21 protein-coding genes and 2 pseudogenes are annotated in these 26,741 nt (G+C 74.3%); 8 read left to right on the top strand and 15 right to left on the bottom strand.

Going from position 1 to position 26,741, the window contains the following annotated elements; translation table 11 throughout:
• Nucleotides 1-140: 140 nt before the first annotated feature.
• Nucleotides 141-248: pseudogene (locus HJG43_12305) on the bottom strand (ATP-binding protein).
• 211 nt (nucleotides 249-459) lie between these two features.
• On the opposite strand from HJG43_12305, the pseudogene HJG43_12300 reads away from it, so the two are divergent.
• The 3 genes and pseudogenes from HJG43_12300 (at nucleotide 460) to HJG43_12290 (ending at nucleotide 2,064) form a co-directional block, all read left to right on the top strand.
• Nucleotides 460-741: pseudogene (locus HJG43_12300) on the top strand (MFS transporter).
• The gene (locus HJG43_12295) at nucleotides 734-1,408 is read left to right on the top strand and encodes a metalloregulator ArsR/SmtB family transcription factor (protein UER55194.1); all 675 of its coding nucleotides are present in this window, start codon (nucleotides 734-736) and stop codon (nucleotides 1,406-1,408) included. Before HJG43_12300 ends, HJG43_12295 begins: the two are co-directional and overlap by 8 nt.
• The gene (locus tag HJG43_12290; protein ID UER55193.1) at nucleotides 1,408-2,064 is read left to right on the top strand and encodes a PIG-L family deacetylase; all 657 of its coding nucleotides are present in this window, start codon (nucleotides 1,408-1,410) and stop codon (nucleotides 2,062-2,064) included. Before HJG43_12295 ends, HJG43_12290 begins: the two co-directional genes overlap by 1 nt.
• Before the next feature lie 141 nt (nucleotides 2,065-2,205).
• Here the strand turns inward: HJG43_12290 and HJG43_12285 are convergent, their stop codons facing one another.
• From HJG43_12285 to HJG43_12235, 11 genes are all read right to left on the bottom strand, one after another.
• Nucleotides 2,206-2,496, bottom strand: coding sequence for a WXG100 family type VII secretion target (locus HJG43_12285; protein ID UER55192.1), 291 nt, complete (start codon nucleotides 2,494-2,496; stop codon nucleotides 2,206-2,208).
• Between the two features lie 72 nt (nucleotides 2,497-2,568).
• The gene (locus HJG43_12280; protein UER55191.1) at nucleotides 2,569-3,237 is read right to left on the bottom strand and encodes a metal-dependent phosphohydrolase; all 669 of its coding nucleotides are present in this window, start codon (nucleotides 3,235-3,237) and stop codon (nucleotides 2,569-2,571) included.
• 18 nt (nucleotides 3,238-3,255) lie between these two features.
• Complete coding sequence (locus tag HJG43_12275; protein ID UER55190.1) at nucleotides 3,256-4,476, bottom strand: trypsin-like serine protease; 1,221 nt, start codon at nucleotides 4,474-4,476, stop codon at nucleotides 3,256-3,258.
• A 52-nt stretch (nucleotides 4,477-4,528) separates the two neighbouring features.
• Nucleotides 4,529-5,995: a HAMP domain-containing histidine kinase gene (locus tag HJG43_12270; protein ID UER55189.1), complete on the bottom strand. Its 1,467-nt coding sequence runs from the start codon at nucleotides 5,993-5,995 to the stop codon at nucleotides 4,529-4,531.
• On the bottom strand, nucleotides 5,995-6,720 hold the full coding sequence (locus tag HJG43_12265) for a response regulator transcription factor (GenBank protein ID UER55188.1): 726 nt from the start codon (nucleotides 6,718-6,720) through the stop codon (nucleotides 5,995-5,997). The genes HJG43_12270 and HJG43_12265 overlap by 1 nt, the downstream gene beginning before the upstream one ends.
• A 70-nt stretch (nucleotides 6,721-6,790) precedes the next feature.
• Nucleotides 6,791-9,253 (bottom strand): sensor domain-containing phosphodiesterase, encoded by a 2,463-nt coding sequence (locus tag HJG43_12260; GenBank protein ID UER55187.1) that lies wholly within the window; start codon nucleotides 9,251-9,253, stop codon nucleotides 6,791-6,793.
• Between the two features lie 44 nt (nucleotides 9,254-9,297).
• Nucleotides 9,298-9,666 carry a pentapeptide repeat-containing protein gene (locus tag HJG43_12255; protein ID UER55186.1) on the bottom strand — a complete coding sequence of 123 codons (369 nt, stop codon included), beginning with the start codon at nucleotides 9,664-9,666 and terminating at the stop codon, nucleotides 9,298-9,300.
• A 632-nt stretch (nucleotides 9,667-10,298) separates the two neighbouring features.
• Entirely contained in the window at nucleotides 10,299-11,645 is a 1,347-nt protein-coding gene (locus tag HJG43_12250) for an IS110 family transposase (GenBank protein UER55185.1), read from the bottom strand.
• A gap of 165 nt (nucleotides 11,646-11,810) precedes the next feature.
• Nucleotides 11,811-13,463, bottom strand: a complete 1,653-nt coding sequence (locus tag HJG43_12245; protein UER55184.1) for a DEAD/DEAH box helicase — start codon at nucleotides 13,461-13,463, stop codon at nucleotides 11,811-11,813.
• A 108-nt stretch (nucleotides 13,464-13,571) separates the two neighbouring features.
• Nucleotides 13,572-14,210, bottom strand: coding sequence for a hypothetical protein (locus HJG43_12240; GenBank protein UER55183.1), 639 nt, complete (start codon nucleotides 14,208-14,210; stop codon nucleotides 13,572-13,574).
• A gap of 9 nt (nucleotides 14,211-14,219) precedes the next feature.
• Entirely contained in the window at nucleotides 14,220-16,604 is a 2,385-nt protein-coding gene (locus tag HJG43_12235) for a helicase-associated domain-containing protein (protein UER55182.1), read from the bottom strand.
• Between the two features lie 39 nt (nucleotides 16,605-16,643).
• On the opposite strand from HJG43_12235, the gene HJG43_12230 reads away from it, so the two are divergent.
• Nucleotides 16,644-17,528, top strand: coding sequence for an LLM class flavin-dependent oxidoreductase (locus HJG43_12230; protein ID UER55181.1), 885 nt, complete (start codon nucleotides 16,644-16,646; stop codon nucleotides 17,526-17,528).
• Nucleotides 17,529-17,643: 115 nt separating this feature from the next.
• Here HJG43_12230 and HJG43_12225 read toward each other — a convergent pair whose 3' ends face one another.
• Complete coding sequence (locus HJG43_12225; GenBank protein ID UER55180.1) at nucleotides 17,644-20,640, bottom strand: S8 family serine peptidase; 2,997 nt, start codon at nucleotides 20,638-20,640, stop codon at nucleotides 17,644-17,646.
• A gap of 222 nt (nucleotides 20,641-20,862) precedes the next feature.
• Between HJG43_12225 and HJG43_12220 the strand changes: the two genes are divergently transcribed.
• The 4 genes from HJG43_12220 to HJG43_12205 all read left to right on the top strand — a co-directional run bounded on the left by HJG43_12220 (nucleotide 20,863) and on the right by HJG43_12205 (nucleotide 25,741).
• Nucleotides 20,863-21,456, top strand: a complete 594-nt coding sequence (locus HJG43_12220; protein ID UER55943.1) for an HAD family hydrolase — start codon at nucleotides 20,863-20,865, stop codon at nucleotides 21,454-21,456.
• Between the two features lie 87 nt (nucleotides 21,457-21,543).
• A complete protein-coding gene (locus HJG43_12215; protein UER55179.1) occupies nucleotides 21,544-21,927 on the top strand; it encodes a cold-shock protein in 384 nt (127 codons plus the stop codon).
• Nucleotides 21,927-22,754, top strand: a complete 828-nt coding sequence (locus HJG43_12210; protein UER55178.1) for a DUF3027 domain-containing protein — start codon at nucleotides 21,927-21,929, stop codon at nucleotides 22,752-22,754. Before HJG43_12215 ends, HJG43_12210 begins: the two co-directional genes overlap by 1 nt.
• Before the next feature lie 5 nt (nucleotides 22,755-22,759).
• A complete protein-coding gene (locus HJG43_12205) occupies nucleotides 22,760-25,741 on the top strand; it encodes a hypothetical protein (protein ID UER55177.1) in 2,982 nt (993 codons plus the stop codon).
• 257 nt (nucleotides 25,742-25,998) lie between these two features.
• Here HJG43_12205 and HJG43_12200 read toward each other — a convergent pair whose 3' ends face one another.
• Nucleotides 25,999-26,343: a hypothetical protein gene (locus HJG43_12200; GenBank protein ID UER55176.1), complete on the bottom strand. Its 345-nt coding sequence runs from the start codon at nucleotides 26,341-26,343 to the stop codon at nucleotides 25,999-26,001.
• Between the two features lie 71 nt (nucleotides 26,344-26,414).
• Entirely contained in the window at nucleotides 26,415-26,693 is a 279-nt protein-coding gene (locus HJG43_12195; protein UER55175.1) for a DUF2530 domain-containing protein, read from the bottom strand.
• Nucleotides 26,694-26,741 lie beyond the last annotated feature (48 nt).

The following is a 26,741-nucleotide window of genomic DNA, read 5'->3' as shown; positions in this document are numbered from 1 at the left end:
TGGCCTGTGGGAACGGCCGTGTCGGTCCGGAGGAAGGCGTCTGTCGATCGTCAGGGTGATAAGACCATCGTGTTGTCACGAGCATGGGACCACCTTGGGGTGTTGCTGAGTATGGCGGACCTCCAGTCCCTGGAGCAACACCGAGTACGCTCGCGTTCGCGGTAGGAGGATCCTTCGACGACGAGGGTGTGGGCGCCTGAGGTGAGCTGGTCGATGGCGGACTGGGCGAGAAGGGTGTCGGTGGTCATGCCCTGCCGTTCAACTGATTCGCCGTTCGCAACTTTGATCGGTCCACCACCGGCGCAAGCCCGTGCTCGTCGGTGGCTGGCTGCTCGCCGTCCCGGTGCCGCTGCTGCTCATCTGGGCGCCGGACTGGGGACCATCGTCATCATGAAGATCGACCTCGTCGGCCCCGCGGCTGTGGGGGCTGGCGAGGGGCCTCAACGAAGCCCCCGGCACGGGACGGCGATGGTCTACCCGACCTTGTTGGCCGTCGTCGGGGACGTGGCTCATCCCGTCTGGCGGGGCCGGGCCGTCGGCGTGTACCGGGTCTGGCGGGACCTGGGCTACGCCGTCGGTGCTGTCGCCGGTGGTGTCGTGGCGGATCTGTGGGACCTGCGTGCCGCGGTGTGGGCCGCCGCGGCGGTTAGCCTGCTGTCCGCCCTGGTCGTCGCGGTGCGGATGTACGAGACGCATGACCCGGTGGGTGCGCGCAGGGCCGTGGAGGTCACCGATGGCTGACCGTGCCGCCAAGGACGCGTTGTTCGCGGAGTTCGCGGCCGTCGGCAAGGCGCTCGGCAGCCCGAAGCGTCTGGAGCTGCTCGACCTGCTGGCGCAGGGGTCCCGGAGCGTCGACGACCTGGCTCGTGCCGCGGGGCTCGGGCTGAGCACCTGCTCGGCTCACCTGCAGGTTCTGCGCGAGTCGGGCCTAGTCGTCTCCCGGCGCGACGGCAAGCGGGTGCGCTACGCCCTGGCCGGGGACGACGTCGCCGCGCTGTGGCAGGCGCTGCGCGGCGTGGCGGCCGCGCACCGTCCGAGTGTGGACGCGGCCGGTGACGCCTACCTGGGAGCGGCGGACGACGCCGCCGTCGGCGTCGATGAGCTGCTCGCCGCCGTGCAGACTGGGGACGCCGTCCTCCTCGACGTCCGGCCCGAGGTCGAGTACGCCGCCGGTCACCTGCCAGGGGCACTGGGCATCCCGCTCGAGCAGCTCGCCGACCGGCTCGCCGAGCTGCCGGCGGACCGGGAGGTCCTCGTCTACTGCCGTGGCCGGTACTGCGCTTTGGCCCACGACGCCCTCCGGCTGCTCGCCGCCCGCGGCCGGCCCGCTCGCCGAAGCCGCGACGGCCTGCTGGAGTGGCGGGTCGCCGGCCGCCCGCTGGAGACCTCGGACCCCGGAGCCGCGTGATGCCCGTGACCACCCTGCCGTCCTGGCGGTCCGTGCTGGCCGTCGTCGCCCACCCGGACGACGAGTCCTTCGCCCTGGGTGCGGTCCTCGCGTCCTTCGCCACCGCCGGCGCCCGAGTGTCGGTGCTGTGCCTAACCCGCGGGGAGGCCTCGACCCTGCACGGCGTCGCCGGTGACCTCGCCGAGCTGCGGGCCCGGGAGCTCGCCGACGCCGCCGAGGTGCTCGGCCTGGACGCGGTGACCCTGCTCGACCACCCCGACGGCGCACTGCAGGACGTGCCGGCCGACCGGCTCACGGACGACGTCCTGCGCGCCGTCCGGGCCGCGGACGCCGACGGACTGGTCGGCTTCGACCTCACCGGCGTCACCGGTCACGCCGACCACGCCGCCGCCACCGCGGCAGCCGTCCGGCTCGACCTGCCGGTCCTGGGCTGGACGGTCCCTCGCACGGTGGCCGAGCGGCTGCGGGTCGAGTACGGCGCCCCGTTCGTCGGGCACGACGACGCCGACATCGACGTCGTCCTGACGGTGGAACGGACCCTGCAGCACCGGGCCGTCGCGTGCCACCCCAGCCAGGCGGTCCCGGGTAGCGTGCTGTGGCGCCGGCTCGAGCTCCTCGGGGAGCACGAGTACCTGCGCTGGCAGGTCCGCGGTTGACGGGAAGGGGCGCCTGCGCCGGGTGGCGGGATTGCATGATCACGAGTGGGGTGGGGTGGCGGGATTGCATGATCACGAGTGGGGGTTGGGGGTCCGCCCTGGCGCTCCGGCCACGGCGGAGCGCCAGGGCGGTGCGCCGCCTCAGCGGGTGAACATCCGCGTGTTGGCCTGCTCCACCTCCGCGTACTGCTGACCGGCCGCCTGCAGCGCCCGGGAGATGTCCTCGAGCGACTGCCGGACCCGCTCCTGGGTGCCGCGCCAGTCGGTGACGAGTCCCTGGAACTGCGTGGCCGCCGTCCCGCGCCAGCTGTTCTGCAGGTCCAGCAGGTTGCGCATCATCCGGTCCACCTCGGTGGAGATCGCCCCCACCGACCCGTTGACAGCGGCGCTCGCCGCCGCCACCCGGGCGCTGTCCACCTCGAAACGGCTCATCTCGTGCTCCTCCCTGTGCCTGTCCTGTGCCTGTGGTCGGCCTCGCGGTACGACGCTAGGCGCAGACGCCGCTCACCCGCCGGCGTTGTCCACAGGCGTCCCCGGCCCGTCAAGGGCAGCGAGCTCGAGCGCGACGTTGCGGCGGGCCCGGGCCTCCCACCGCTCCCGCCCGACCGCGGTGCTGAACAGGGCCGGCCGGTCGAGCAGGTCCCGCAGCACGGCCGCGCGTCCGGCAGCGAAGGTGGCGTCGTCCAGGCCGGGGTACTCGCGGCGCACCCCGGCGACGTAGCGGGCGTACCGCTCGGCGTCCGCGGCGAGAACGGCGAGGTCCGCGTCGCAGAGCGCCGCCGCCGCCTCGTCGCCGGGCGGCACCCGGTGGCCGGCGGTGACGAGGACGAGCCCAGCGACCCGCCGGGCCACGTCGTCCGGCACACCGAGCGCCGCGAGCTCCTTGGCCGCCAGCTCGGCGGACTCGCGCTCGTCGTCCCCGGCCCGGCCCTCGTGGACGGCGTCGTGGAACCAGGCCCCGAGGTAGGCCTCGACGGGCACCGGCACCCCGTGGTCGGCGAGCTCGTCGAGCCGGCCGAGGACCTCGGTGAGGTGCTCGACGTCGTGGTAGCCGCGGTGCGGCTCGGACCACCGGCGCAGTACGTCCATCCCGGCCGCCTCGACGTCGGCCGCCGGGGCGCTGCCCCCGGCGGCGCCGACCGCGGCGGTGAACTGGTCCAGCAGGTGCTCCACGACCACTCCGTCCCCGGCTCAGGGCCGGACGCCGAACTCCACCGTCACCTCACGGACCTCACCGTCCCGGCCGACCACCGACAGGGTGACCTCCGTGCCGGGCTGGCGCTCGCGGACCTGGGCGACGAGCGACTCGGCACCGGGCACGGGCTCGCCGTCCACCGCGACGACCGCCTCGCCGACCCGCAGCCCGGCCTGCTCGGCCGGGGTCCCCGGCACGACGGTGGCGATTCCGGCGGCCTCTCGGGCGACACCGTCGACCTCCACGACAGCGTTCTCCAGGGAGACGCCGAGGTAGGCGTGCTCGACGGCGCCCGTCTCGATGAGCGACTGGGACACCCACTGCGCCTGGTCGACGGGGATGGCGAAACCGAGCCCGATCGAACCGGCCTGACCGCCCTGGCCGAGGGACGCGATGGCGGAGTTGATCCCGATGAGGCGCCCGGCGGCGTCCACGAGCGCACCGCCGGAGTTGCCCGGGTTGATCGCCGCGTCGGTCTGGATCGCGTTCGTCACCACGGGCAGGCCGGGCTCGAACGGCTGACCGCCCACGCTCTGCGTCGTCACCGGGCGGTCCACGGCGCTGACGATGCCCGTGGTGATCGTCTGCGACAGGCCGAGCGGGTTGCCGAGCGCCATCACCGGCTGGCCCACCTGCACCGCGCCGGAGTCCCCGACGTCGATCGCCGGGACGTCGTCCGGCATGTCCGGGACGGCCAGCACGGCGAGGTCGGTCGCCGGGTCGGTGCCGAGCACCTCTGCGTCGAGCACCCGCCCGTCGTCGAGGGAGATCCGGACCTGTGCACCGCTGCCGCCGCCGGCCACGACGTGGTTGTTCGTCAGCACGTGCCCCGCGTCGTCGATGACCACACCGGACCCCTGCCCGGCGCCCGTGCGGCCCCGGACGTCGATGCTCACGACGCTCGGCGCGACCCGCTCGGCGACCGGCGTCCAGTCGACCTGGCCGGCGGGAGCGGGTGCGGACGACGCCGCGTCGGACTGGTCGGTGGTCTCCTGGTCGGACTCGGTGCCCGCCGCCGGCGGGGCCGGGGAAGGGTCGTCGTCCAGGGCGGTGACAAGGCCGGCCGTGCCACCGGCCGCGAGCAGCGCGGACAGGACGGCGGCGGCGATGGTGCCGCCCCAGCCCGGTCCCCGCCGGCGCTCCTCGGCCGGCTGCTGCGGCCCGGGTGGCTCGGTCGGGGGGCGCTGTGCCCACGGGTCGTGCGGGGGCGTGGTCATCTCAGTGGTCAATCGTGCCTCCGGTTCGTCGGTGTCGCACCAGGAGAACCCCTCAGCCTGCGGCCGGGCTGGGCCCTTCCTGGGAGAAACCTGAGGACGCCGCGGGCAGAGCGACCTCGAACGTCGCCCCGCCGCCGGGGGTGGGGACGACGCGCACGGCGCCGTCGTGGGCGCGCACGAGGGCGGCCACGATCGCCAGCCCGAGACCCGACCCGCCGCCCGCGCCGCGGGAGCGGGACTCGTCCCGCCGCCAGAACCGTTCGAAGACCCGCTCGGCGTCCTCGGCCGGAACCCCGGGCCCGTGGTCCACGACCCGGCACAGCGCCCACCCCTGCCGAGTGCCCACCTCGATCTCCACCGGGGAGCCGGCCGGGGTGTGCCGGGCCGCGTTGGCGACCAGGTTCGTCAGCACCTGCCGCAGCCGGGCGTCGTCGCCGACGACCGGGGTGGCGGCCGGCCCGGCACCGTCCAGGCCCGTCAGCCGGACCTGTCGGTCCGGGGCGAGCGCGCGCAGGCTCTCGGCCGCGTCGGCGGCCAGCACCAGCAGGTCGACCGGCTCCCGCCGCAGAGGCCGCTGCTCGTCCAGCCGGGCCAGGGTGAGCAGGTCCTCGACGAGGCCGCTCATCCGGACCGCCTCCTGCTCGATCCGCCCCATGGTCCGGGCGACGTCCTTGGGGTCCCGGACGGCCCCCTGGCGGTGCAGCTCGGCGAAACCGCGGACGGCGGCGAGCGGGGTGCGTAGCTCGTGGCCGGCGTCGCTGACGAACCGGCGCATACGCCTCTCGTTGGCCTCCCGGGCTGCGAGGTCGGCCTCGATCCGGTCCAGCATCTCGTTGACTGCGGCGCCCAGTCGTCCGACTTCGGTGCCGGCCGGCGCGGCCGGCACCCGTCGGGAGGTGTCGCCGTCGGCGAACGCGGCGGTGACCGTCTCGACGTCCCGCAGCGGCCGGAACGCCCTGCGCACCGCCAGCCAACCTGCGAGCACGCTGGCCGCCAGCACCACCAGCCCGAGGACGGCGATCCGGGCGGCAAGTGCCGCCAGCGTCGCGTCCACGGGGGCCAGCGGCAGGGCGACGGTGACCGAGCCGGCCCTGCGGCCCGTCGGGGTGGCCACCGCCACGGGGCGGGACACGGCCCGCCACCCGTCGACCGTGTACGGGTCGCCGCCGATGGCGCGGACCCGCTCCAGGGTGACCGCCGACAGGTCCGGCAGGTCCTCGAACGGGGTGATCCCGGCGTCCAGGAACACCTGCTCGCCGGCGGCGTCGTTGACGCGGACGACGTAGTCCGTCGGGAGTCGGTTGTGCATCCGCCGGCCCAGGCCGGCGTCGTTGACCAGCATCTCCAGGGCCCGTGGGTCGGCGACCGTGGCGGACAGCCGGTCGTCGAGGTCGGCGACGAGTGCCGGGCGCATGGCGGCGAGGGTGGCCGCGCCGACCGCGAGCAGCGACAGCATGACGAGCCCGGAGACGATGGCGACGAGCCGGGTCCGTAGCGAGGACGAGGCGAGCGGGCGCATCACTCCTCCGGCGGGAGGCGCAGCACGTAACCGACCCCGCGCCGGGTGTGGATCAGTGGAGCGAGCGGCGACCCGTCGGGGGCGTGGTCGACCTTGCGCCGCAGGTAGGAGATGTACGACTCGACGATCGAGGCCTCGCCGTCGAAGTCGTAGTGCCAGACGTGGTCGAGGATCTGCGTCTTCGACAGCACCCGGTTCGGGTTGAGCATGAGGTAGCGCAACAGCTTGAACTCGGTGGGGGACAGCTCGATCGTGCGCTCCCCGCGGCGGACCTCGTGGGCGTCCTCGTCGAGCTCGAGGTCGGCGAACACGAGCCGGCCGGCGGCCGGGTCGGCGCCTGCGCCGGTGCGTCGCAGCACGGCGCGGATCCGGGCGACGACCTCCTCCAGCGAGAACGGTTTCGTCACGTAGTCGTCGCCGCCCACGGTCAGACCGGTCACCCTGTCCTGGACGTCGTCCCGTGCCGTGAGGAACAGCACCGGCACGTCCCGGCCGCGCTCGCGCAGCCGGCGGGTGACGGCGAACCCGTCGAGGTCGGGGAGCATGACGTCGAGGACGACGAGGTCGGGGCGGGTCAGCTCGGCCTGCCGCAGCGCCTCCTGGCCGTCGGCCGCGGTGTGGACCTCGAAGCCGGCGAACCGCAGTGCGGCCGCCAGCAGGTCGCGGATGCTCGGCTCGTCGTCGACGACGAGCAGCCTGGCCTCGGGGGTGTCCGGTCGTGCCACCGGACCAGTGTCGGGCAGGAACCTGGGAGTCGGCTGGACGTCGTCCGACGTCGGCTCCGCGGGGGCGGGCTCACACGGCCCGGGGGCGCCCTCCTGCGCGCCGCTCGCGCCGGGTGGCGTCGTGCCGGACCAGCCAGTCCTGCACGTCCTCGGGTGGCATCGGGTAGGCCAGGCCGAAGCCCTGGCCGACGTCGCAGCCCAGCTCGACGAGGGCCTGCCGGGTGGGCTCGTTCTCCACCCCCTCGGCGACGACGGTGAGCTCCAGGGTGTGGGCGAGCTCCACGATCGAGCGCACGATGGCGGTCGCCCCGACGTCCCGGTGCATCGGCAGCACGAACGACTTGTCGATCTTCACCTCCTGCACCGGCAGCCGGTGCAGGTAGTTCAGTGACGAGTAGCCGGTCCCGAAGTCGTCGACCGACAGCCGCACGCCGAGGTCCCGCAGCTGGTGCATGGCCCGGACCGCGGCGTCCGGGTCGGCCATCACGGTGCTTTCCGTGATCTCCAGCGTCAGCAGCTCTGCCGGGACCTCGTGCTCGGCGAGCAACCGGTCCAGCGAGGCGGCGAGACCCGGCTCGAGCAGCCGGCGAGGGGAGAGGTTGACGGCGACGCCGACACCCGGCCGGCGGCTCAGCCAGGTCCGGCACTGCTCGAGCGCCTGGCTGGCGGCGGCCTCGCCGAGGAGCCCGACCAGGCCGGTCTGCTCGGACAGCGGCACGAACACCTCGGGCATGACGACCCCGCGTTCGGGGTGCATCCAGCGGGCGAGGGCCTCGAAGCCGACGATCCGGCCGGTGCGCAGGCTCTCCTTGGGCTGGAAGTACATGACGATCTGGTCCTGCTCCACCGCCGAGCGGAGCTCGCCGGCCAGCTCGAGCAGGCCGGTGCTGCGGTGGTCGAGGACCGGGCTGTAGCGGACGACGCCGGCCCCCGTCCGCTTCGCCTCGTACATGGCCAGGTCGGCCCGGCGCAGCACCGTGGCAGCGTCCCCGCCGTCCGAGGGCACCATGGCGACGCCGACGGAGACGCCGACCTCGAGGAAGGTGCCGGTGACCTCGAACGCTCCGGTGAGGGCGGCCCGCGCGGCGCGCGCGGTGGCCAGCGCCTCCTCCGGTGAGGTGAGACCGCGCAGCAGGACGGCGAACTCGTCGCCGCCGAGCCGGGCCACCTGTGAGCCGGTCGGGACGTGGTCCAGGAGCCGGGCGGCGACCTTCTCGAGCAGGACGTCACCGACCGGGTGACCGAGGGCGTCGTTGACCTCCTTGAACCGGTCGAGGTCGAGCAGCAGGGTCGCGCCGTGGCCGCCGCCGTCGATGAGGGCCTGCAACCCGTCGTTGAACAGGGTGCGGTTGCCCAGGCCGGTCAGGGCGTCGTGGGTCGCCTCGTGGCGCAGCTGGTCGACGAGCCGGCCGTTGTGCCAGAGCACCTCGACGTGGGCGACCAGAGTCTGCAGCAGCTTGAGGTCGTCCTCGGTGAACGAGCTCGCCGCCCCCCGCCGGTTGGCTACCTGGACCACGCCGACCGCTTGTCCGTCGTCGTGCAGAGGCACAAGGACGGCGTCACGCACCCCGGTTCGGTCCAGCCATGCTCGCTGAGCCGGGTCCCGTGTCGTCCGCGGCACGGCGCAGGGGGGAGCGGTCCACAAGAACCGGTCAGCCGATTTGTCGTCTCCCTCCGCTTCCGGCCCCGGAAGCAGGCGAACCACGGCGCTCTCTGCGTTCAGCAGATCCGCAGCCTCCATCTGCAGCTGGTGCACCACCTCCTCGGTCCTGGGCTCGGCGCCGACGGACTGGGTGAACAGGAACAACCGGTTGAGGTCGTTGTGCTGCCGCAGCAGGCGGTGGTACCCGCGGTGAGCAAGGGCCACTGCGACGGCTAGCGTCCCAAGGAGCGCCAGTCCGGCGGTGGAGGCATGCAGCACGAGAACCGCCATCAGGGCGAGTGTCGTGCTGAGCATCCCGGACACGACCAGAGCGGCGAGCATCCGGTACGCCTGAGCCCGGGACGGCGCACTGCCGAGCCGGTGCATGGCCCAGATGACGACTGCGCCACCGACCACGTCCACGATGAGGACGGTGGCGTAGGTCCCTAGCCACGTGCTGATGCCGAAACCGCGTTCAGGGACCAGTGCGTCCATGACGAGGACGGCCAAGCCGACCTCGAGCGTGAACAGCCCGCCATTGAATAGGCCCTTCGGTATCTCGGTCCGGCGCGCGAGCATGACCACAGCGGCAGGCACGAGCCGAGCTGCGAGCAGAAGCGGGGGCGGCAGAAGGAACAGACCGAGCACGAGCGGGAGATCGCTCAGTGACACGGAGAAGGCCTGTCCCCGCACCTCGACGTGCAGCTTGCTCAGCTCCGCCATCACGAACAGGACCGCGACGAAGGCACTGGCAACGGGCAGCCCGATGCCGGGGTCGACCTCGACCCCCGTTGACGGAAGAAATGCGATGAGCCCGGTGGCCGCCAGGACCAGACCAGCCAGCACCAGCGTGGCCTGGCTACGGGACCCTTCGACGTCTTGCGTGGTCATCTGTGCTCCAACGTCGATAGGGCGGACCACCGGGCCCCGTGACGTCAGGTTAGCGAGGCGCCGGTCAGGGACGCGCCGGTGAGGGACGCGCCGGTGAGGGATGCGCCGGTGAGGGATGCGCCGGTGAGGGATGCGCCGGTGAGGGATGCGCCGGTGAGGGATGCGCCGGTGAGGGATGCGCCGGTGAGGGATGCGCCGGTGAGGGATGCGCCGGTGAGGGATGCGCCGGTGAGGGATGCGCCGGTGAGGGATGCGCCGGTGAGGGATGCGCCGGTGAGGGATGCGCCGGTGAGGGATGCGCCGGTGAGGGATGCTCCCGCCGTGTCCTTGGGGGCGGCCTGAGCGGGGGCAGCGGTGACCACGAGCGCGAGGCCGAGGCCGGCCGCGGCGAGCACCTTGAGCGGGGACTTCATGGCATTCTCCTTGTCGTCGGGCGGACCTACTCAGTGTCGGACGTTCGTGACAATCCGTAAAGCGGTGCTCTACGGTCCGTCGCGCCGACCACTCCAGTGGGCTAACGCCTCGGACGGTACCGGATCAGGCCCCGCACGTGTCCGCCCGCAGGCGTCCGCATCGTCGATCCGGTAGGCGTACCTCCGCGCGCCACGTCGACCGGTGCGTGCACCGAGTGCTGCGGGACCTTCCCGGCTTGGCGCGTCCGGTCCGGCGCGTCGGCCACAGAATGCTGCGTTCGGCGCAGCTTGGCCGGCGTGTCGCGCCACCAACCCAGCATTCTGTGAACTGGACAGTGGGCCGTGGGTGGCGGGATTGCATGATCACCAGCGTAAGAGGTTTCACGTCAAGGTCTTGGGTCGTTTTGATCTTGTTGGTGGTGTGTGGGGTTCCCCGCCGGGGGGGGTGGCCGGGGTCGGGTTCCTCGTCTCTACGTAGCTGGCAAGTGGGCTTGGGGTCCCAACAGCGTTCAAGCGAGCTTGTGAGGTTCCCTGGCGGCCTGGCGGGGCTGCTCATGGTGATCATCGAGGTGGAAGGGTTTCCCCTCTACGAAGGTGCGAGCTCGCCCCGCCGGGGTCGGCGGGTGTGCTGGTCAGGCGGCCATGGGGGCCTCGGTGGTGGGGCCGGCGGCGATCCGGGGGTCCCAGCGCTGCCCGGTGGTGGTGACGGCGTAGATCCAGCGCAGCAGGGTCGTGGCGCAGGCCACGTGGGCCTGTGCGCGGGTGAGCCGGTTGTGCTGGCGGCTGGTCAGGTGGGCGTGGCGGGCGGCCAGGACCGGGTTGTGCCGGATCACCGTCCAGGTGGCACGCCAGGCGGCCAGCCGCAGCCCGGGGCGGCCGCGTTTGGAGGTGCGGGTGCGGCCGCGGAAGGTGGCCGAGGTGTTCTCCACCGGGTTCAGCCCGGCGTGCTTGACCAGGGACCGTGCGCTGTCGAAGCGGGTCGGGTCACCGGCCTCGGCGAGGATCTGCGCGGCAGCCGGCAGGGACAGCCCGGGGATCGAGGCCAGCGGGTCGCTCAGGCCCAGGGCGTCCACGGCGGTGAGCATCTCCTGCTCGACGGTCTGCTGCTGGGCGCGGGCGGCGCGCAGGTCATCCACCGCCCAGGCGGCGCGTTTGAGCGCCCCGGCGCGTTGGCGGGCCACCGCGCCGGTGGTGTCGTTGAGGGCGGCGAACACGCCCTCGACGATCCGGCGGCGGATCTTGCGCCCACCCCAGCGAGGCAGCTCACGGCGCACCGCGTCGGTGAACCGGGCCAGGCCCATCCGCCGCAGCCGGGCCGGGTCACCGTTGCAGCGGTCCAGCACCACCGCCACCGACGCCTGCCAGGTCATCGACTCGAACGGCTTGCTCGCCGCCGTCAGGACCGTGGGCCAGCCCACCGCGAGCAGGTCACGCAGCTGCAGCACCGCCCGGGTCGACCGGGTGATCAGCTCACCACGACGGCGACCGAGGTGCCGCAGCACCGCCCACTGCTCCTCCACACGTTCGGGGACGTAGCAGCGCAGCTCACCGGCCAACCGGGCGATCAGCACCGCATCCTTGTAGTCGGACTTGTCCCGGGTGTAGTCCTCCTCCTCCCGGGCCCGGGCCGCGGCCAGCGGCTGCACACACACCACCAGCAGGTCCCGCTCGAAGGCGGCGTCCTGCACCGCCATCCACCGTGACCCGGTCGGCTCACACGCCAACGTCACCGCCGTGAACCCGGCCCGCGCAGCCTGCTCCACCGCCCAGTCCAGGACCGGCCCCAGCTCCCACGCCTTGCCCTTGAACACCCGCCGGGCCAGTACCCGGCAGTCCCGGTCAGTGACCACCACCATCTGGGTGTCCTCCCCCAGATCAACCCCCACCACCGCAGCCGACGCCGGCACCGCCGCACGCAGCCGGGCCCGCCGCTCGTTACGCCGCCGATCACCCCGAGTCAAACCCGTACCATTACCCATGGACGTCCTCCTGTTCATCGCGTTGGGACACCAAGCCCGAGACGTGTACACAGGAGGACGTTCTATGCGAACCCCCTCCCAGAACGCCATTACTACGAAGGGGTCGGGGGGTGGCGGGATTGCATGATCACCGAGTGGGGGGCGCTGGAGGGGGGTGGGGTGGGGCTACTCGTGGGTGCCGGCGAGCAGGTCGTCGGCGTCGACGATCCGGTAGGCGTACCCCTGCTCGGCCAGGAAGCGCTGCCGGTGGGCGGCGAACTCCTGGTCCAGGGTGTCGCGGGCGACGACCGCGTAGAACCGGGCGGAGCGCCCGTCCCCCTTGGGCCGTAGCAGCCGGCCGAGGCGCTGGGCCTCCTCCTGCCGGGAGCCGAACGAGCCGGACACCTGGACGGCGACCGAGGCCTCGGGCAGGTCCACGGAGAAGTTCGCGACCTTGCTCACCACGAGCGTCTGGACCTCACCGGCGCGGAAGGCGTCGAAGAGCCGCTGCCGCTCCCGGACCGTCGTCTCGCCCTTGATGAGCGGGACGTCGAGCCGGTCGGCCAGCTCGTCGAGCTGGTCGATGTACTGGCCGATGACGAGGGTCTGCTCCCCGGCGTGCCGGCGGACCAGGTCCTCGACGACCCGCAGCTTGACCGCCGACGTCGAGCACAGCCGGTAGCGCTCCTCCGGCTCGGCGGTGGCGTAGGCGAGCCGCTCGCCGTCCGGCAGGGTCACCCGCACCTCCACGCAGTCCGCCGGGGCGATGTACCCCTGGGACTCGATCTCCTTCCACGGGGCGTCGAACCGTTTCGGACCGATGAGGGAGAACACCTCACCCTCCCGGCCGTCCTCGCGCACGAGGGTCGCGGTAAGCCCGAGCCGGCGGCGGGCCTGCAGGTCCGCGGTCATCCGGAAGATCGGCGCGGGCAGGAGGTGCACCTCGTCGTAGATGACGAGCCCCCAGTCCCGGGCGTCGAAGAGCTCCAGGTGCGTGTAGGCGCCCTTCCGGCGGGTCGTCATCACCTGGTAGGTGGCGATGGTGACGGGGCGGATCTCCTTGCGGGCGCCGGAGTACTCGCCGATCTCGTCCTCGGTGAGGGAGGTGCGCCGGAGCAGCTCCTGCTTCCACTGCCGGGCCGAGACGGTGTTCGTCACCAGAATGAGGGTCGTCGACCGAGCGCGGGCCATCGCGGCCGCGCCGACGATCGTCTTGCCGGCCCCGCAGGGCAGGACGACGACGCCGGACCCGCCGTGCCAGAAGCCGTCAACGGCCTGCTCCTGGTAGGGCCGCAGTGCCCAGCCGTCCTCGACCAGGTCGATGGGGTGGGCCTCCCCGTCCACGTAGCCGGCGAGGTCCTCGGCGGGCCAGCCCAGCTTGAGCAGCACCTGCTTGAGGTGACCACGCTCGCTGGGGTGCACGACGACGGTGTCCGGCTCGACGCGGGCGCCGACGAGCGGCTTCACCTTCGCGCTGCGCAGCACCTCCTCGAGCACCGGGACGTCGAGGGCGCGCAGGACGAGCCCGTGCGCCGGGTGGTTGGCGAGCTGGAGCCGGCCGAACCGGGACATCGTCTCGGCGACGTCGACGAGCAGGGCGTGCGGCACCGGGTAGCGGGAGTGCTCGAGCAGGACGTCGACGACCTGCTCGGCGTCGTGTCCGGCGGCCCGGGCGTTCCACAGTCCCAGCGGGGTCAGCCGGTAGGTGTGCACGTGCTCGGGGGCGCGTTCCAGCTCGGCGAACGGCGCGATCGCCCGGCGGCACGCCTCAGCTGCCGGGTGGTCGACCTCGAGCAGCAGCGTCTTGTCGCTCTGGACGATGAGCGGTCCGTCGTTCACGCGGGTCCTTCCGCAGGGGGCACTGGCTGCCACAACGTCCAACCGGGCCCGGGACCTTCCCTGCGCCGCGGGCCGCCTTGGACGACGGTCCAGGGCGCAGGTCCGGGCCTACCGCGCTGAGAACCCGCCCGACATCGCCGCGAAGCCGCCGATGAACAGGAACGCGACGACGGCGAGGACGGCGAGCAGCAGGAGGGCGAGCCCGCCGACGAGCACGATCCACGACCAGCGGACGAGGTTCCGCGCCGAGCCGAGGTCGGTGTCGACCCGCCCGAGCGCCACACCCGCGAGGATCCCGCCGGCGATGCCGAACACGTTGGCCATGGCCAGCAGCGACAGGACGTTGAGGACGAGGGACACCACGGCCTGGGTGCGGACCGACTGCTGCTCCGGAGACGTCCCGGCACCGGTGTAGCCGCCGGTGTACCCACCGCTGTACCCGCCCGGGTAGCCCGGCGGCGGGGACGGCGGCGGGGCGGGGTAGCCCTGCTGCCCGGAGGGGTACCCGGGCTGCCCCGGGGGGTACCCGGGGGGCGGGGGGTAGCCGCCGGTGCCGTGCGCAGGTGACTCCGGAGACCCAGAGGCTGCGTTGCTGGGGTTGCTGGGGTTGCTGGGCTCGCTCGGGATCGGGCGGGTGGCCTCCTCCGGCGCCTGCCACGGGCCCGGCGGGTAGGGGTAGGACGGCGGGTCGCCGGGCCGGCGGTCACCGGACCGGTCGGGGGCGTCGCCGGACGGTGGCTGGCTCATGGACCGAACCTACTCCGCCTCGGCGACGGCGACGCCGGTGATCCGGTGCACCGACAGGGTGCGCAGCTGCCCGACCGCGGTGTCCAGCACCGTGACCCGGCCGCCGTCGACCCGGATCGGCTCGACCCGCAGCCGCGCTGTTCGTCCCCCCGGGTCGGCGACTCCCACCCAGACCGGCCGCCGGTCGGCGGCGGCCTCGCGCAGCGCGGCCAGGCTGAGGGCCGGTTCCATCACTGGCAGCGGCGGCAGCCCGGCGGACGCCGCCCGCCGCCGGTCACCCTCGCCGGCCCGGACCTCTCCGCTGCGCAGGGAGGCGACGAGGGCGTGCACGAGCGCGTCGGACGGGGCCGGCGGGTCCCCGGTGACCGGGCGCGGCCGCTCACGCGGCGGGGTGCGGTGCACGTCCGGCCGGTGCAGCACGACGTCCCCGCCGGGTCCCTCGGCCGTCGGGGCCAGCCCGATGCCGCGCAGCGTCTCCAGCACGGTCGTCGGGTCCGCCTGGGCGGCCAGCACGGTCGGCGCGAGCCGCCGCAGCCGTAACGGCGCCGTCCTGCGGTCGGCGAGCACCTCGGCCAGGACGTGCTCGTCGTCCGTGCGCAGGTACGCGCTGGCCGCGCCGACCCGGATCCGGCCGTGCCGTTGGGCGACGTCGCGGACCAGGTACTCCAGCGGCTGGGGGACCGGCGTCCGGGATCGGCTCGCGAGCAGGTCGAGGACCTCCTCGGCGCCGCGCCCGGCGTCCAGGGCACGACGCACCGACGCGGCACTGAACCGGTAGACCGTCGCCCCGCCGCGACTGTCGACGTCCGCGACGAGCGCGAGCTCGGCGGCGAGCCGGGGCTCGAGCGGGCCGGGGGCCACGGCGGTGAGGTCCGCCTGCAGCAGCACGTGGTCGACCGGCTCGGGCAGCGCGGCCTCGAGTGCGGCGGCGACCTGCTCGGCGTCCCCGCCCTCGGCCAGGGCCCGTCCCGCGGTGGCGAGGGCGCCCAGGCCGGTCACACCGAGCCACGCCGCCTCCCGCAGGGTGGCGGCCAGCAGCTGCCGGACGGTGCCGCCGCTGCGACGGGGCGCCCGCCACGCCAGCCGTTCGGCGAGCCCGTCCTCGGTCGGGGCGTGCCCGGGTGCCAGCTCGGCCAGCTCGGTGAGCACGTCCCGGCGGACGGCGACCGCGGCGGGCCGGTCCAGGTCCGGGGACAGCGCGGCCCGGACGGCGTCCCGGCCGTCCCGGCTGCCGACGAGCGAGGGCGTCCGGGAGGTGGCCCGCCAGGCGGTGGCCAGCCCAGCCCAGCGCCCGGCGGTACCGAGGGCCCGCCAGGTGTCGTACGCCGGGGTCGGCGCCCAGGCCGGGTCCAGCTCGCCGTCCGAGGCCAGCAGGCCCGCCGCCCAGGCGGTCTCGACGACGAAGGCGGCCTGGTCGACGTCGATGCCGAGCTCGTCGGCGACCCGGCGCAGCGACCGGACGCCGAGCCCGCCGGCCCGCAGCTGCGGTGCCGGGGAGGCGCCCAGCACCTCGAGCAGGTGCTCGGTGAGCCGGACCGCCTCGACGGCCTGACCGGTCGCGGCGGAGTCCACCAGGTCCGGGCGTCGCTGCGTCGTGCTCACCGGTGGCGGCTGCTCGTCGACGCCGTCGATGACCCGACCGCCGCGCAGCGCCACCGCGACCTCGCGCGGCAGGACCACCCGGTCGGCGCCGACCGCGACGAGCAGCCCCCGGGCGAGCAGCCAGTCGACGGCGCTGTGCGCGGTGGCGGCGCGGACCTGGCGCTGGGCGTGCTCGACGCTGCCGACCGGCGGACCGGGTGCGAGGTGGGCGAGCAGGTCACGGGCCGCGGCGGGGGCGTCCTGCAGGAGTGCGGCGACGGCCGCCGGGTCGGCCAGCCGGGCGACCACCGCGGCCAGGTCCGTCGCCGCGTCACCGGCCGGGACGAGACCGACGTCCGCGGCCAGCTCGGCGAGCCGGCCGGAGGTGCGGACGCCGAGCAGGTCGCTCAGACGGGGTCCCAGACCGGCGACCCCCGGGCCGAGGACCTCCTCGACCGTCCGGACGACGCGCAGCGCGCCGTCCGGACCCCACACCAGGGCCTGGTCCCGCAGCCGGTGCACCTGCCGGGCCACGACCGCCCGCGGGGCGCCGCAGGCGCGGGCCAGGTCGGCCAGGGCCACCGGCTCGTCGAGGACCGTCAGCACCTCGAGTACCTGCAGGGCGGGTCGGTCGAGTCGGTCGACGGCCCGCTGGACGCTGGACCGGGTCGAGGCCCGCGCCGCCAGCGATGACAGGTCCGCCGGGGGCGGGGTGGCCAGGTCCGGCCGGGTGCGCAGCAGCTCGGCCAGGGCGTCGTCGTCCCGGGACCGCAGGTCGTCCGCGAGGCTGCGGGGAGCGCGGGCGGCAGGCATCCGCACCACGGTACGCGCCCTGGCGTAGCGTGCCCGTCCGTGCGGATCGGGATCGTCGTCCTGCCCCAGGGCCGGTGGCGGGTGGACGCCGACCGCTGGCGGGGCGCCGAGCGACTCGGCTTCGACCACGCGTGGACCTACGACCACCTGGCCTGGCGCTCGCTCGCCGACGAGCCGTGGTTCGCCGCGGTGCCGGTGCTGGCCGCGGCCGCGGTCGTCACCGAGCGGATCCGGCTCGGCACGTGGGTCGCCTCGCCGAACTACCGGCACCCGGTGCCGTTCGCCCAGGAGCTGATGACCCTCGACGACCTGTCCGACGGCCGGTTCACCCTCGGTGTCGGTGCCGGCGGGACCGGGTTCGACGCCGAGGTGCTCGGGAGGCCGGTGCTGGCGCCCCGCGAGCGGGTGGACCGACTCGCCGAGTTCGTCGACCTGCTCGACCGGCTGCTCACCGCGCCCAGCACCACCTACCGGGGGGACCGGTACACGGCCGTGGGGGCGCGGATGGCCCCCGGGTGCGTGCAGCAGCCGCGGCTGCCGTTCGTCGTCGCCGCCAACGGTCCGCGGGCGATGCGGGTCGCGGCCCGCTTCGGCCAGGGCTGGGCCACCACGGGCGCTGAGCAGGGCGGTGCCGAGGGGGCTGCCGGCTGGTGGGACGGCGTGGCCGGGCTGGTGCGCAGGTTCGAGGACGTGCTCGGCGCCGCGGGCCGGGACCCTGCGGAGGTCGACCGCTACCTGTCGCTGGACGCCGGCGGGTACGCGCTGGAGTCGGTCGGCGCGTTCGAGGACGCCGTCGGGCGGGCCGCCGAGCTCGGCTTCACCGACGTCGTCACCCACTGGCCGCGAGGTGAGGGCGTCTACGCCGGCAGCGAGGCCGTGCTCGAGGAGGTGGCCGGCCGGCTGCCGGCCCTGCGCGCCGACTGAGCCGGGGCAGTGGACGTGACGGACCGGGCCGGTGACGGCACTCAGACGTGCGACCTCAGACGTGCGACGGGCCCCGCCGGAGAACCGGCGGGGCCCGTCGTCGTGCGGTGCTGCGTCAGCCGACCGACACCAGGGTGCGTACCCCGTCGGCCGAGCCGTTCCCGAACTCGATCCAGCCGAGGTAGGCGGTGTCGGGCTCGACGTCGAGCTGACCGGTGAACGTCACCGGCTCGGCGACGGTGACCTCCTGCTCGGCCGGGACCACGGTGAGGTTTCCGGCGTCGGACTCGGTCACCTGGAACTCCCGGACGTCCGCGCCTGTCGACGGGCCGCCCCCCTCGACGGCCCAGGCCTGGACGTGGACGGTGTACGCACCGGCGGGCAGCTCGGCGGTGATCCGCTCGGCCGCCGTCCCGCTCGCCGAGTACGCCACGAGCGCGCCGTCGGAGTCCCGGGTGATGAACAGGTCGAGGTCGTCGGCCGGGTTGTCCGGCACGAGCTCGACCCGCACCAGCTCGGTGTCGGCGCCGACGACGAGCGGCTGGGTGTGGTTGCGGGTGTCGCCCGGGTCGAAGTCCCCCTGGCCGGTGTTGTCCATCTCGGCGTCAGTCACTTCGGCCGCGGCGAGCCCGGCCACCGACGTCGTCATGGTGCCCGAGAAGCCCGGGGTCACCTCGACCTCGAAGGACTCCGCACCGGCGGGTGCGTGCACCTCACCGGGGGCGGCCACGACGACCGGGCGCACCGCAATCGGGGAGCGGACGGTCGTTCCCTTCGAACCGTTGTTGTCACGCCAGGTGAGGTGGCCCTGGGCGTACTTGTCGTAGGTCGTGGACGACGTCGAGGTGAACGTGACGGTGAAGGAGGCCGACTGGCCAGGCCGTACGACGAGCCGGGACGGGCTGACCTGGACGTCGATCCCCTCCAGACCGCTGACGTCGGCGTGCCACACCTTCGTCTTTCCGGTCACGTTGGTGACCGTCCGGGTCACCGTCTGCGTGCCGGCCAGCGAGCCGATCGCGATGGAGGCCTGGTTGAGGTCGGATGCGTCGATCGGTGTCTCGCTGATGGGTGTGCCGTCGTTGTACGTCACTCCCTGCCCAGCGAGGAAGTTCCACCAGTCCCAGAACCCGGAGTCGTAGACGAGGCCGGGGTCCAGGAAGCGCCGCGGCTCGACGAACCCGGCGCCGCCGGCGAACAGGTCGTTGCTGGCCTCGGAAGCGTGGTCGCGCGCAGTTGTCATCATCGCGGACTTGATCGCCATCGGCGACCAGTCCGGGTGGGCGTCCTTGACCAGGGCGGCGAGCCCGGCGATGTGCGGCGAGGACATCGACGTCCCGGAGAGGAAGTCGAAGTCGCGTCCGGCCGACCGCGGCGAGTACGCGGCGAGCACCCCGACCCCCGGTGCGGAGATGTCCGGCTTGAGGATGTCGCCGTCGGCTCCGTACGTCGGGCCGCGGGAGGAGAACCCGGCCACCTCGGGTACCTGCGTGGTCGTGCCCTCGTTCGTGGGCAGGATCTGGCCGGTCGGCGACTCTGCGTCCCTCACGTAGGCGCGCAGCGCGTCCCGGTACTCGTGGGACAGGTGCACGGTCGGCACGGAGTGCAGGTCCGTGTCCAGCGAACCCTCGGTGACGTTCACCAGCACCATGCCGACGCCCCCGGCGTCGGCCACGACGGCGCTCTTCTCCACGCGTGCGCTGACGCCCCGGTCACAGACGACGATCTTGTCCGCGGCGGCGGTCGGGTCGAGGGTGCCGGGGAAGCAGAGCGCCGCGTCCTCGGACGTCGCGCCCTCCGCCGGGATGTCCTCGGCGAGCACCATCGGCGTGCTGGTCTCCAGCGGGTCGGTGATGGAGGCGCCGATGTACCGGGAGCCGTCTCCGGTGACGAGCGTCTGCTCGCGGATGGCGTGCGTGGACGCGGCGACCGTCGTGAGCCACGGCGACGGGTGATTGGTCGTCGACGTGGTTGGCCCGTCGTTGCCGGACGAGGCGGCGACGAACACCCCGGCCTCGGCGGCGAAGAGGAACGCGAACTCCACGGGGTCGAGGAAGTTCGAGCTCGTGCCGCTGATGGAGAAGTTGATGACGTCGACGCCGTCGGCGACGGCCTGGTCGATTGCGGCGGCGCTGTCGGAGTTGTAGCAGCCGGATCCGGTCTTGCCGTCCCAGCACACCTTGTACGCGGCGATGTGCGCCTCCGGCGCCATGCCCGACACCTCACCGAACTCGCGGCCCTCGATCACGGCGCTGACACCGTTGTTACCGGCGGCGGTGGACGCCGTGTGCGTCCCGTGGCCATCGGCGTCACGCGGGGACAGGTACTCGTAGTCGGCCAGGTTCGCCTCCCCGAAGCCGTCGACGAAGTACCTGGCGCCGATGAGCTTGTCGTTGCAGAACTCGTCTGCGTTCAGGGGATCGTCCTGCGACTCGCACGCCCCCGCCCAGTCTTCCGGCGCCGTGAAACCTTCACCGGCGAAAGACGGGTTCTCCGGCCAGATCCCGGAGTCCACGATCCCCACGACGACGCCTGCCCCGGCGCCGTCCGGCTGGTCCAGGCCACCGAGCCGCTCCCAGACGCCCCCCTCGCCGGTGAGGCCGAGGAACTCAGGAGAGACGACCGTGTCGAGCTGACGCATCTCGTCCGGGGTCACGGCCAGCACCCGATCGTCCTTGGCGAGCGCGGTCGCCTGCGCCGCGGTGAGGTCGGCGGTGAAGCCGCTGAGGGCCTCGGTGTACTCGTAGCTGACCTCGTCGACGCCCGCGGCCTCCTGCGCCTCCCGCTGCTGCGCCTTGAGGTAGTCGCGGTACTTCTTCGCGGCGGCGCTGCGTGGGTTGTACTTCTTCCCCTTGCCCGGCTTGGTCTCGGCGTAGCCGGCAACACCCCCGTCGTAGGCGGCGACCGGCTCGGCCTTCATGAGGACGACGTAGCGGCCGTCCTCGTAGGTCGGTGCGGAGGCCTGGCCGGCGGGCTTCTCGGCAGCGGGACTGTCGGACGGCGGTGCGGCGGTCGCGGCGCCGGCGGTGGACAGGGTCGCTGCCACCATCCCGACACCCGCGACGGCGGCGAGGCTGCGCTTGCGCGCCCTCGCCCAGCGGGAACTCGACACGGACGTGCCTCCTTGAGAGGGACTGGTTCGATCGGCGCGCCGCGCGTCGGAACCCGAGACAGACGCACCGGCCGACATCCCAGCCCGTGACGCAGGGCACGTCAATAGCCGGGCAACCTCCGGTATCCCGGACCGTCAAGATGTTACCAACCCGAAACCAACGAAACCGGACACGCGTAGGGTGGGCCGGTGCACGCTCCCGTCGTCGGGTTCGACCTCGACATGACCCTCGTCGACTCCCGGGAGCGGATCGTCTCCTGCCTGACCTCCACCCTCGCTGACGCCGGGATCGAGGTCAGCGCCCACCAGGTGTGGCGGTACATCGGGGTGCCGCTGGAGACCACGCTGGCCGACCTCGCGCCCGGCCAGGACGTCCCGGCCCTCGCCGCGGAGTACCGGCGCCGCCACGACCTGCCCGACGCCCCGCCGGTGACCGTCCTCCCCGGCGCCGCCGAGGCCCTCACCGCCGTCCGGGACGCCGGCGGCCGCACCCTCGTCGTCAGCGCCAAGATCCAGCCCGCACTGGAGAAGGTGCTCGCCGACACCGGGCTGGCCGGTCTCGTCGACGAGGCGGTCGGCGGCCGGTTCGCCGGCGCCAAGGGGGAGGTGCTGGCGGCCCGCGGTGCGACCGGGTACGTCGGCGACCACCCGGGGGACGTCGCCGCGGCCCGCGCCGCGGGCGCCGTGGCGGTCGCCGTCGCCACGGGGCCGCACACGGCCGCCGAGCTGCGGGCCGAGCACCCCGACGTCCTGCTCGCCGACCTGCGGGCGTTCCCCACCTGGCTGGCCGGCCACCAGGCCGCACTGCGCGCCTGAGAACCTGCGCGCCGGGCGTTAGCCTGGTACCCGCCCCGCGAGTCCCGCGGGGTGCTCAGCCCTGACGAGGACGACGAGGTCGCACAAGTGCCCACTGGCAAGGTGAAGTGGTTCGACGCCGAACGCGGCTTCGGCTTCGCGCAGACGGACGACGGCGAGGAGGTCTTCCTCCACACGTCCGCGCTGCCCGCCGGCACGACCACGCTCAAGCCGGGGACCCGGATCGACTTCGGCGTCGCCGACGGGCGCAAGGGCAAGCAGGCCCTCTCCGTGCGCGTCATGGACCCCACGCCGTCCGTCGCCGCCGCCCACCGCAAGCCGGCCGAGGACCTCGGCGTCATCGTGGAGGACCTCATCAGACTGCTCGACAGCATCGGCAACGGTCTGCGCCGCGGTCGCTACCCCGACCGGCGTCAGGCCGCCAAGGTGGCCTCCGTGCTGCGCGCCGTCGCCGACGACCTGGAGGCCTAGTGCCCGCCGCCCCCCGGACGACGACCCGCCCCCGCAGCAAGGCCCCGGACGCCGTGTGCGCGGCGGCCGTCGACCTCGCCCGTGCGGCGGCCGAGGAGATCGCCGACCCGGGGACGGTCGGCGAGCACCTCGGCGTCACCGCCGACGGCGACCGGCTCGTCACCCACCGGTTCGCCAGCACCGCCCGCGGCTACCGCGGCTGGGTCTGGTCGGTCACAGTGGCCCGTGCGGCGCGCGCCCGGGTGGCCACCGTCGCCGAGGCCGCGCTGCTGCCCGGCGACGACGCGTTGCTGCCCCCGCCGTGGGTGCCGTGGTCCGACCGGCTCGCCCCCGGCGACGTCGGCCACGGCGACGTCCTGCCCTACCGGGAGGACGACGAGCGGCTCGAGCCCGGGTTCGAGGCCACCGGCGACGAGGACGTCGACCAGGTCGCCCTGTGGGAGCTGGGGCTCGGCCGGCGCCGGGTGCTCTCCCGGGAGGGCCGCGACCAGGCCGCGCAGCGGTGGTACGCCTCCGTCGACCACGGCCCCCGTCCGGCCCCGGTAACCGGGGAGGGCCGGGGGCGGCGGTCCGAGCGTGCCGACCGGCGGCTGCCGGGTGCCGACGAGCCGTGCCTGACCTGCGGGTTCTACCTTCAGCTGCCCGGCGCGCTGCGCCAGGTGTTCGGGGTGTGTGCCAACGAGTGGTCCCCGTCCGACGGCCTGGTCGTGTCCTACGACCACGGCTGCGGCGCCCACTCCGAGACCGACGTCGAGCGCAACGTCGACCCGCTGCCGGAACCGATCCTCGACGAGACAGGGCACGTCGCGGTCGTCGTCCCGCGCTGAGCGCCGTGGCCGGGGACTCGTTCGGCACGGCCGTCCTGCGCGAGCGCGTGCTGGCCGGTTGGCGGGCTGCCCCCGACCGCTTTCGTGAGGACGCCAACGCCGAGGAGGAGCTTGCCCTCGGCGGTTACCGGGACCGGCTCGTCGTCGAGCTGGCCCAGAACGCGGCGGACGCCGCGGCCCGGGCCGCGGCGCCCGGCCGGCTGCTGCTCCGGCTCGCCGAGGGCCCGGACGGCGCCACCCTCGTCGCCGCGAACACCGGCGCCCCGCTGGACGCCGCCGGCGTCCGAGCCCTCGCCTCGCTGCGCGCCTCGGCCAAGCGCGGTGACGTCCCCGCCGTCGGCCGTTTCGGCGTCGGCTTCGCCGCCGTCCTCGCGGTCACCGACGAGCCGGTCGTCGTCTCCCACGGCCGCGGCGTCCGGTTCTCCCGCGGCGACACCCTGGCCCTGCTGCGCGAGGCCGCCGCCGACGTGCCGGGCCTGGCCGCCGAGATGGAGCGCCGGGACGGGCACGTCCCCGCGCTACGGCTGCCGTTCGAGGCCGACGGAGCCGCCCCGACCGGGTACGACACCGCCGTCCTGCTCCCGCTGCGCGACGGCGCCGCCCGCGACCTCGTCGAGCGGCTGCTCGGCGAGGTGGACGACCCGCTGCTGCTGGCCCTGCCCGCGCTGAGCGAGGTCGTCATCGAGGTCCCCGGCCGGCCGGCTCGCACGATCACCGACCCTTCCGCGCGCTGGATCACCCTGCGGCGCAACGGGTCCCACGACCCGGAGCTGCTCGCCGACCGGCCCACCGAGGAGCGCTCGCGCACCGGCTGGAGCATCACCTGGGCCCTGCCCCGCGACCCGGCCACGACCGTCCCCGCCGTCCTGCACGCACCCACCCCCACCGACGAGCCGATGGCGTGGCCGGCTCTGCTCGTCGCCACCTTCCCGCTCGAGCACACCCGCCGGCACGTCGCGGACGGCCCTGCCAGCGAGGCCCTCGTCGCCGCGTGCGCCGCTGCCTACACCGACCTGCTGCGCGAGCAGGCTGCGGCCGGCGCCGACGTGCTCCGGCTCGTGCCCACCGGGTTGCCCGCCGGCCGTCTTGACGCCGCTCTGCGCGAGCAGGTCCTCGCCCTGCTGCCCACTGCGGCGGTGCTGCGCACGGTGGAGGACGGGGCGCTCGTGCGCCCCCGGGACGCCGTGGCCCTCGAGGCACCGGCCGGGGACGACGAGCAGGTGCTGCGGGTCCTCGGTCAGGTCCTCGCCGGGCTCGTGCGCGCCCCCCGGGCCGCGGGCCCGGCGCTCGCCGCGCTCGGCGTCCCGCGGATCGCCCTGGCCGACCTCGTCGACCAGCTGCCCGCCGACCCCGACCCCGCAGCGTGGCGCCGACGGTACGCGGCCCTGGCGCACCTGGCCGCCGACCCGGCGGCCCGTGAGGCGCTGGCCGCCCTGCCCGTCCCGCTCGCCGACGGCCGGGTGGTCCGCGGCGTCCGGGGCCTGCTGCTGCCCGGTCCCGGGGTGGCAGGTGAGGCGCTGGCCGGGCTGTCCGCCGCGGGGCTGCGCGTCGTCCACCCCGACGTCGTCGCCGACGAGCAGGCCGCCGGGCTGCTGGAGCGGCTCGGCGCCCGCGCCGTCGGGCCGGTCGCGGTGCTGGAGGACCCGGCAGTCGCCCGCGCGGTCGCGGACGACGAGGACGGGGCGGCCACCGAGGCCGCACTGTCCCTCGTCGCAGCCGCGGTGCGCGACGGGGCGGGCGGGCCGTGGCCGGACTGGCTGGCCGACCTGCCGCTGCCCGCGGCGGACGGCGAGCCGGCGCCGGCCGGCGCGCTCGTCCTGCCCGGGTCGACCGTCGCCGGCCTGCTCCACCCCGACGACGTCCTGGAGGTCTCGGCGGAGACGCTGCACCGGTGGGGCGCCGAGGTGCTCGAGGCGGTCGGTGTCGCCGGCTCGCTGCCGCTGCTGCGGGTCGGCCAGGTCGACCTCGAGGACCTGCCCGACGCGCTCGCCGACCTCGACGGCGCCGACCGCTGGGCCCAGGACGTCGGACCGGGCAGCGCCGAGGAGGTGCTCGCCGTCCGGGACCTCGACCTCGTCCGCGAGGACGCCTGGGCCGACGCCCTACGGCACCTGGCCGCCTCACCCGACCTGCGGGCAGCGCTCGTCGAGCCCCTCCTCGTCCGCCGGCCCGACGGGTCGACCGCCCGGGTGCCGGCGTACACCGCGTGGTGGCTGCGCCGCCGTCTCGGCCTGGCCGGACACACCGACCCGGACGCCGACAGCGCGGTGGCCGCCGCGCTGCCACCTGCCCCCGAGCTGGCCCAGGGACTCGACCCCGGCGCCCGCCGCGCCCTCGGGCTCGTCCGCGACCTCGGCGACCTGGACGCCGACGGCTGGGCCCGGATGCTCGCAGCCCTGGCCGAGCGGGACGCATCCGCGGGGACCGTGCTCGACGTCCTGACCGTTCTCGCCCGTGCCGCGGCGGACGGCGCGATCGGCGACCTTGAGCCGCCGGCCCGGTTGCGCGTCCCGCAGGCCGACGGCACCGCCGTCACCGCCGACGCGGGCGACGTCGCCGTCGCGGACGCACCGATGTGGTGGCAGCGCACCGACCTCGGTCCGTTGCTGCCCGCCCCCGCGGGGACCGCGACCGCCCTGGCCGACCTGCTCGACCTCGACCTGGCGTCCGAGCGGGCCGGCGGCCGCGTCGACGGCGAGTGCCCCGACGACGGCGCCGGCGACGTCCCTGCGGGAGTGCGGCTGCTGCTGGCGCAGGCGCCGCCGTCCTGGTGCGAGCACGACGACCTCAGCGTGGACGGCGAGCCGGTCGAGTGGTGGGTGGACGGGACCGGTCCGGACGCCGTCGTCCACGCCACCACGCTGGCCGGGCTGGCCCGTGGCCTGGCGCAGGCAGCCGGGCGCTGGGGGCGGCGGCAGGCCGTCGAGGAGGTGCTGACGGCACCGGACCGGGCCGCGGCGGTCGCCGCGGAGGAGGCATTCGGGTGAGCCGTCATGGTTGACGACGAACGATGGCAGCGGATCAGCCGACCATCCCTTGTTCGTGATCAGTCGACCACCCCTCGTTCGTGATCATGCAATCCCGCCACCCCAAGCCCGTCGTCTGCAGACAAAGTGCTGGGTTCGTGGCGTGACACGCCGGAAACGTTGTGCCGAACTCAGCATTCTGTGACGGGGCCGCGCATGACGCCACACAGGTCCGGGGCCACCGGCGCCCCATTGTCATCCGCGGGGTGGCCCCAGGTTCAGTGCTGTGGAAGCCCGTCGGCGTGGAGGAGCACGACCTCTGTTGTTCCGCCCTCGTCGGCCGGCTGGCCGAACACGCGGACGAACGTCTTGACGTCCTCCCAGTGCCCGTCTCGAGCGCGAGCACGTTCGGTGCACGGCACAAACACCTCGAAGCTGCCGTCGTGACTCTTGCTCCTGGCCCAGGACAGCACCGAGAGAACGTCGTCCGCCTCGTGCACGTCGTACTCGTCCACCATCCACGCCGCACCGGGGCGCCCGCCGGGCGTCCACACCCGCACTCGGTACACCGGCTCGCTCGCGACACCGACGACGTCGGCGTCCGCCACGGGAACTACGCGCATCGGCTCACACCCTCACCCAGCACGGCCCCGGTGGGTCGCGGGCTGGTTCTCTCCGACATGTCGAGCGCCTCTCAGCTGGCGCGTGTTGGGCGGCCGGCATCGTCCTTGTGCCGGCCGCGCAGCTCGCGGTGGTGCAGATAGGAGAGGCCAAGCAGTCCCAGGCCGGCGCCCGCTGCGCAGGTCCACACCCACCAGGACCGGCCCGCCGCGGCGAGGTCCTCGCGCTGGATCAGCGTGGCGGCCAGGCCGAGGAGCCAGATGACGGTGCCGACGAGGACCGCCTTGCGGTCGTCCGTGTGCAGCGGCTCGGGGTCCGGGTGGCGTTCCTCGGGTCGCAGGTAGAACCGCACCGGCGCAGTGTAGGCGCCGGCGATGGCGACCGGCACCGCGACGGAGGC

Source organism: Kineosporiaceae bacterium SCSIO 59966 (genome assembly GCA_020881835.1).
Lineage (GTDB): Bacteria > Actinomycetota > Actinomycetes > Actinomycetales > SCSIO-59966 > SCSIO-59966.
Note: the sequence above shows the minus strand (reverse complement) of the source record. Positions and strands in the feature narration are given on the sequence as shown.